Consider the following 7,370-nt stretch of genomic DNA (forward strand, 5'->3'; position numbering starts at 1 on the left):
TACGCGGACAGCAACGCCTGCGCCTCGATCGGATCACCCAACCGCGTCCCCGTCCCGTGCGCCTCCACCGCATCGACGTCACCCGCCGCCAACCCGGCATCCCCCAACGCCCCACGCACCACCCGCACCTGCGCCCGACCACTCGGCGCCGTCAGCCCGTTCGACGCACCGTCCTGGTTCACCGCCGAACCCCGCACCACCCCCAACACCCGACGCCCCGCCCGCCGCGCGTCGGAAAGCCGCTCCAGCACCAGCACACCGCAGCCCTCACCGAACCCCGTGCCGTCGGCCTCCTCGCCGAAGGCCCGGCACCGGCCGTCCGGGGACAGACCTCGGTGCCGGGCGAACTCGATGAGGGTGGCCGGGGCCGCCATGACGGTGACACCGCCGGCCAGGGCCATCGAGCACTCGCCCCGCCGCAGCGACTGCACCGCCAGGTGCAGCGCCACCAGCGACGACGAACACGCCGTGTCCACCGACAGGGCCGGGCCCTCCAGCCCCAGCACGTAGGACACCCGGCCGGACGCGACACTGCTCTCGTTGCCGGTCAGGACGTGCCCCTCGAACTCCACCGGGACCCGGGCGGGGGCGGGCCGGTAGCCGCTGGTCATCACTCCGGTGAAGACGCCGGTCGCACTGCCCTTCAGGCTGTCGGGACGGATCCCCGCCCGCTCCAGCGCCTCCCACGACACCTCCAGCAGCAACCGCTGCTGCGGATCCATCGCCTCCGCCTCGCGCGGCGGAACACCGAAGAACCCCGCGTCGAACAGGTCCGCGTCGTGCAGGAAGCCCCCGCCGCGCGTGTACGTCCGCCCGCCTTCCCCCGCGTCCGGGTCGGGGTCGTAGAGGTGCTCCAGGTCCCACCCCCGCCCCTCCGGGAGGCCGGAGATCGCGTCGCGCCCCTCCGACACCAACTGCCACAGGTCCTCCGGCGACCGCACCCCGCCCGGGTACCGGCACCCCATCCCCACGATCGCGATCGGCTCGTCGTCGTGGGGGGTGCGGACCGGCGCGGTGCCGGTGTCGGTGCGTTCGCCCGCGAGTTCCGTGCGCAACCACGCCGCGAGGAGGGCGGGCGTGGGGTGGTCGAAGATCAGGGTGGGCGGCAGGGGGACGCCGGTGGCGGCGGTCAGCCGTTCCAGGAGGTTGACGGCGTCCAGCGAGTTGAAGCCGAGGTCCTTGAAGCGGCGGGAGGTGTCGACCAGCCCGGGCTCCGGGTGGCCCAGCACGGCCGCGGCGTGTTCCCGTACGAGGCCCGTCAGTTCGCCGTGGCCGTGCCGCGACGGTTCGGGTGCGGGGGCCCCGGTCTCCGCAGCGAACGGCACCCGCCGGTCCAGCGCCACGGGCTCGCGCCGGTCCGCCACTGCGGGCTCGCGCCGGTCCTCGCCGTCGAGCCAGTACGACTGCCGCTGGAACGGGTAGGTGGGCAGCCGGAGCCGGCGCCCGGCACCCGTCCGGAGCGCGGACGGCCAGTCGACCCGCACACCGCGCACATGGAGCCGGGCGACGGAGTCCAGCAGGCGGCGCGGACCGCCCTCGCCCCGACGGAGCGTTCCGGTGACCGCCGCCGCGGCACCGACGGTCTGCTGGAGCGCGACGGTGAGCACGGGGTGCGGGCTGACCTCGACGAACGTCCGGTGCCCGGCCTCCAGCAGGTGCCGGGTGGCGGTCTCCATCCGCACCGGCCGGCGAAGGTTGCGGTACCAGTAGCCGGCGTCCAGTTCCGTGGTGTCGGTGATCTCACCGGTGACGGTGGAGCAGAACGGGATCCGCGACCGGCGCGGGGTGATCCCGGCGAGTTCCGTCAGTACCGCGTCCCGCAGGACCTCCACGTCGCTGGAGTGCGAGGCGTAGTCGACCGGGATCGCGCGCACCCAGACGCCCTCGGCCTCGTACTCCGCGAGCAGCCGGTCGATGCTCTCGGGCGGACCGGAGACCACCGTGGACACCGGACCGTTGACCGCGGCGATCTCCACCCCGTCCCAGCCCCGTTCGAGCCGGTCGCGCACCTGCGCCAGGGGCAGGGAGACGGTGGCCATCGCACCGGTGCCCGCCAGCCGGCCGAGCGCGCGGCTGCGCAGGGCCACGATCTTCGCACCGTCCTCGATGCTGAGGGCGCCCGCGACGCACGCGGCGGCGATCTCGCCCTGCGAGTGCCCCACCACCGCGTCGGGACGCACCCCGAAGGAGCCCCACACCTCGGTCAGGGCGAGCATCATGGCCCACAGCACGGGCTGGACGACGTCGACCCGTTCCAGCGGCGGGGCGTCCGGGGTCCCGCGCAGGACGTCGAGCAGCGACCAGTCGACGTGCGGCCGCAGCGCCCGGTCGCACTGCTCGATCCGCTCCCGGAAGACGGCCGAGGTGTCGAGCAACTCCCGTGCCATGCCGTCCCACTGGGAGCCCTGGCCCGGGTAGACGAAGGTGACCTCGCCGTCCTCGGCGACGCTGCCCCGGACCAGTGCCGGGTCGACTCCGCCGGGCTCGACGGCGGCGGTCAGCGCCCGGAGGAACTCCGCGCGGTCGGCCGCGACGACGACCGCGCGGTGCTCCCAGGTCGCGCGCGTGGTGGCCAACGAGAGGGCCACGTCGGCGGGTTCGGCGTCGGGCTCCCCGGCCACGTACGCCCGGAGGCGGTCGGCCTGGGCCCGCAGCGCCTCCGGCGTGGCCCCGGACAGGACCCACGGCACCACGCCGGCGCCGACGTCCGCCGTCGCCCGGCCGCCCACGGCGGGGGCGGGCGGCTGGGACAGCACCACATGGCAGTTGGTCCCACCGAGACCGAACGAGCTGACGCCCGCGAGACGGGTGCCGTCCACCTCGGCCCACGGCAGGCGGTCCGTCACCATGCGCAGCCGCAGTGCGTCCATGTCGATCAGCGGGTTGGGGGTGCGGAAGTCGAGACTCGGCGGCAGCGTCGCGTGCTTGAGGGACAGCGCCACCTTGACCAGGCCGACCACGCCCGCCGCGGCCTCCAGGTGGCCGACGTTCGTCTTGACCGAGCCGATGTGCAGGGGGCTCCGCCCGGCCGTCCGGGCGGCGCCGAACACCGCGCCCAGCGCGGCGGCCTCGACCGGGTCGCCGACCCTGGTGCCCGTCCCGTGCAGTTCGACGTACTGGACGTGCGCGGGGTCGACACCCGCCCTCGCGCAGGCCCGCCGCAGCACCTCCTCCTGCCCGGCCCGGGCCGGCACCGTCAGTCCTTCGCCGCCGCCGTCGTTGTTCAGGGCGCTGCCGAGCAGGACGCAGTGCACGAGGTCCCCGTCCGCGAGGGCCCGGCTCAGGGGCTTGAGCACCACCATCGCCCCGCCCTCGCCGCGGACGTAGCCGTTCGCCCGCTCGTCGAAGGTGAAGCAGCGGCCGTCGGGCGAGAGCGCGCCGAGCCCGGCCATCGCGCGCGCCGTGTCGGGCAGCAGGTTGAGGTGCACCCCACCCGCCACGGCGAGCGCGGAGTCGCCGCGCCGCAGGCTTTCGCAGGCCAGGTGGACGGCGGCCAACGACGACGCCTGACCGGCGTCGACGGTGAGGCTGGGGCCGCGCAGCCCGAGGGCGTACGAGACGCGGTTGGCCGTCATCCCGCGCTGGGTGCCGGCGACGGTGTGCGGGGTCCGGGCGGCCGGCCCCCGGCGGTCGAGCAGGAGGCCGTAGTCGCCGGACGCCACGCCGAGGAAGACGGCGGTGTCCTGGGAACGCCAGGTCTCCGGGCGGATCCCCGCGTCCTCGAAGGCCTCCCAGCTCAGCTCCAGGGCCAGGCGCTGCTGCGGATCCATCGCGGCGGCCTCGCGGGGGCCGATCCCGAAGAATCCCGCGTCGAACCGGTCCACGCCCTCCAGGAAGGCCCCCCACCGCAGGGCGGACGGCTCGTCGTTCCCGGGCCCCTCGGGACCGCCCCGGCGGTCGTCGGGAGTTTCGGTGACGGCGCTGCGGCCGTCCCGCAGGAGGTCCCACAACTGCCGGGGTCCCGCGGCGCCCGGAAGCCGGCAGGAGATTCCGACCAACGCTATGGGTTCCTCCGGCACCGACCGGTTCCCCGCGAAATTCACGGAGGCCTCGGAATGCCCATGGCGGAGATCAGACATGACGCCCCCTGTTATCGCTTCAAACCGACCGACGGCATGACGGAACGCATCCCGAAGAACCAAGGAAAGGAAGAGAGACTCGGAATTCCCCGTCAAAACACTGTGGAACACGGCACACGGCTCCCAGAGACTGACATACGCACCGCACCGCCCGACAAGCCCGTTCGACGGCCGACCATGCGTTTTCGGCCCATCTGGCGGAAGGTCCCAGGTCACCGCCCGCCCCGGTCCCACCTGGTGGTTTCCGGAAGATCACGGTCCGGCACGGCCGGTCGCGGAACCCGCCGTCACCACCGACGTCTTCGCGATCTCGGCAAGAAATCGACGGGACATGTTTGGGCACTCGTGGGACTTCCGCACCCGGGACACCGCCCTGTTCGTCCGTAGTCTGCGGGCATGACGAGCCCAGCCGCCGCCCCCGTTCCGGTCACCCACCCCGCCGCTGCCCACGCCTCGTCCGTGCGGGAGATCCTCGAACTCACGGCACGGCCGGAGGTGATCTCCTTCGCCGGCGGCCTGCCCGCCCCGGAGCTCTTCGACGTCGCCGGCCTGCGGGCCGCGTACGACCACGTCCTGGCCACGGCCCCGCACCGCGTCCTCCAGTACTCGACCACCGAGGGCGACCCGGCGCTGCGGGCGGCCGTCGCGGAGCGGCTGGGCTCCCGCGGCCTGCCCACCCCGGCGGACGACCTGCTGGTCACCTCGGGTTCCCAGCAGGCGCTCACGCTGACCTCGACGGCCCTGCTGGCCCCCGGCGACACCGTCCTCGTGGAGAACCCCACCTATCTGGCGGCCCTGCAGTGCTTCGCCTTCGCGGGAGCGCGCGTCGTCCCGGTCCCGTCCGACGAGGGCGGCATCGACCCGGTGGCACTGGCCGGCCTCGTGGCGTCGGAGCGGCCCAAGCTCCTCTACGTCGTCCCCGACTTCCAGAACCCGACCGGCCGTACGCTCTCCGTCGAGCGCCGCCGGGCCGTCGCGGAGGTCGCGGCCCACCACGGCCTGTGGATCGTCGAGGACGACCCCTACGGCGAGCTGCGGTTCGACGGCGCACCGCTGCCGTGGATCGCCTCGCTCGACGCCGCGGCCGACCGCACGGTGCTGCTCGGCAGCCTCTCCAAGATCATGTCCCCGGGCATGCGCCTCGGCTGGCTGCGCGCTCCGGCCGCACTGCGCCGCGCCTGCGCGACGGTGAAGCAGACCACCGACCTGCACTCCTCCACCGTCGACCAGGCGGCCGCCGCCCACTACCTCACCCACGCCGACCTCGACGCGCACCTGACGCGGATCCGCGCCGCCTACCGGGAACGCCGTGACGCGCTGCTCGACGGCCTGCCCCACGCGCTCCCGCACGGGAGCACCTGGAACCGGCCGGACGGCGGGATGTTCGTGTGGGCGCGCCTGCCGGACGGGCACGACGCCACCGCCCTGCTGCCCCGGGCCGTGGCCCACGACGTCGCCTACGTGCCCGGCGCGCCGTTCTTCGCGGACCGGCCCGACCCGGCGACCCTGCGGCTCTCCTTCACCGGACACCCCGCCGGGGAGATCAGGGAAGGGCTGACCCGCCTCGCCGGGATCTTCACGTGACCGCCGCAGCCCGCCAACACCCGGCGACGGCGACGGCGGGGCCGGTGCCCGGCAACGGCGCGGGTATGCTCCCGTTCTGACGGTGCGCCCCCGTTCTTGGGAACACTCGTGCGCAAGCCACCGTCACCTACAATGCGGCCATGACTGGCTTACTACGCCTACGGGTTGCGCGAGGAGCTTCCTTGCCCGGTGACACGCCTCGACGACTGGGAACCATGACAGCCGTAGCAATCGCGCTGCTGGCGTCGGATTTCATCACCAAGCAGATAGCGCTGACACATTTCTCGGGAACCGATCCGACATCGACCCTCGGCGGGCTCCTGAAATTCACGCTGGTCTTCAATTCGGGTGGGGCGTTCTCCATCGGCGAGGGGGAGACCTGGTTCTTCACCACGGTGAAGATGCTGGTCATCGTCGTCATGCTGGTGGTGTCGCCCCGGATCCGCACCCCCCTCTGGGCGGTCTCCTTCGGGCTGGTCATCGCCGGTGCGGCCGGGAACCTCATCGACCGGCTGTTCCGGGACCCCGCCCCGTGGGAGGGACGCGTCGTGGACTGGATCCAACTGCCGCACTGGCCGGTCTTCAACCTCGCCGACTGCGGCGTGGTGTGCGGCAGCGCCCTGGTGATGTGGGCCTCGATGCGCGGCATCCGCCTGGACGGCACGCGCGCCACCGAGGAGCCGGCCGAGCCGGGCACGACGGAACGGACCGCCGAGGCGAAGAACCAGTAGGGCGACCGGCCTTCCGGCCCGGGGAGAACCGCCCGGCCGGCCCCGAACCCGCCCGCGGGGCCCCGCGTCGTGCACCGGGCCCCGCGCGGGGCCCTTTCCTCACGCCGCGACGTGGGCCCTGAGCAGCCCGTACCGCTCGGCCAGGACGGCGGCCTGGGTCCGGTTGCGGACGCCCAGTTTGGCGAGCAGCTCGCTGACGTAGTCCTTGACGGTCGCCGGGCGGAGGTACAGCCGCTCGGCGATGTCCGCGTTGGACAGGCCCTCGCCCAGGCAGACCAGGAGCTCCCGCTCGCGGGCGTTGAGCCGGGCCGGGACCTGCCGGACTGGCGGCTCGGGAGCCACCGCCCGGGCGGCCGACAGGAGTTGCGGGAAGACCACGGTGCCGCCCGAGGTGAGCACCCGGACGGCGTCCAGCAGCAGGGCGCTCGGGGCGTTCCGTCGGAGGTAGCCGACCGCGCCGTGCTGCAGCGCCCGGTTCAGCAGGTCGCCGTCCTCCTCCGTGGCCAGCACGGCCACCCGGGGCGCCCGGGGCAGGTAGATCAGCGAGAGCAGGGTGTCGAGGGACGCGTCGGCCTGGCGGCCGAGGTCGAGCAGGACCAGGTCGGGCTGGAGCGCGCGGGCCTCCTCGACCGCCCGGTCCACCGGACAGTCCGCCACCACCGTCAGCACGGGGTCGGATTCGAGGATCAGGCGCAGTCCCGAACGGATCAGATTCTCGTTGTTGACGACCAGTACGCGCTTCATGATCCCCCCGGATGGTCCGATGGCCACAATCGGAAGATTGCGGCCGACGCATTGGCATCCTAGACGGATCGTCATCTCGGCACCCAAAGACGGGAGCTGCCAGCGTCTCGCGCCTTCGATTCGGAAGTCCTTTCCCCCCGAACGGAGGGGATGGACACCCGCCGGTCGGCCGCTGCGCGGGAGGTGCGCGGCAGGCGATGCTGGTTCCGGCAGCCACCGAGCGACCGGTGGC

4 protein-coding genes are annotated in these 7,370 nt (G+C 73.5%); 2 read left to right on the plus strand and 2 right to left on the minus strand.

Annotated elements, in window-relative coordinates; translation table 11 throughout:
- The coding region (locus tag ACFU6K_RS24800) for a type I polyketide synthase (RefSeq protein ID WP_380666472.1) at nucleotides 1-3,950 on the minus strand (3,950 nt) is incomplete at its 3' end.
- Between the two features lie 525 nt (nucleotides 3,951-4,475).
- On the opposite strand from ACFU6K_RS24800, the gene ACFU6K_RS24805 reads away from it, so the two are divergent.
- Together ACFU6K_RS24805 and lspA are read left to right on the plus strand one after the other, a co-directional pair.
- Complete coding sequence (locus tag ACFU6K_RS24805) at nucleotides 4,476-5,663, plus strand: PLP-dependent aminotransferase family protein (RefSeq protein WP_380666473.1); 1,188 nt, start codon at nucleotides 4,476-4,478, stop codon at nucleotides 5,661-5,663.
- Nucleotides 5,664-5,878: 215 nt separating this feature from the next.
- Complete coding sequence (lspA, locus tag ACFU6K_RS24810; RefSeq protein WP_380666475.1) at nucleotides 5,879-6,394, plus strand: signal peptidase II; 516 nt, start codon at nucleotides 5,879-5,881, stop codon at nucleotides 6,392-6,394.
- A gap of 99 nt (nucleotides 6,395-6,493) precedes the next feature.
- Here the strand turns inward: lspA and ACFU6K_RS24815 are convergent, their stop codons facing one another.
- Complete coding sequence (locus ACFU6K_RS24815) at nucleotides 6,494-7,138, minus strand: LuxR C-terminal-related transcriptional regulator (protein ID WP_380666477.1); 645 nt, start codon at nucleotides 7,136-7,138, stop codon at nucleotides 6,494-6,496.
- Nucleotides 7,139-7,370: the final 232 nt, after the last annotated feature.

This window comes from Kitasatospora sp. NPDC057512 (assembly GCF_042802135.1).
Classification (GTDB): Bacteria; Actinomycetota; Actinomycetes; order Streptomycetales; family Streptomycetaceae; genus Kitasatospora.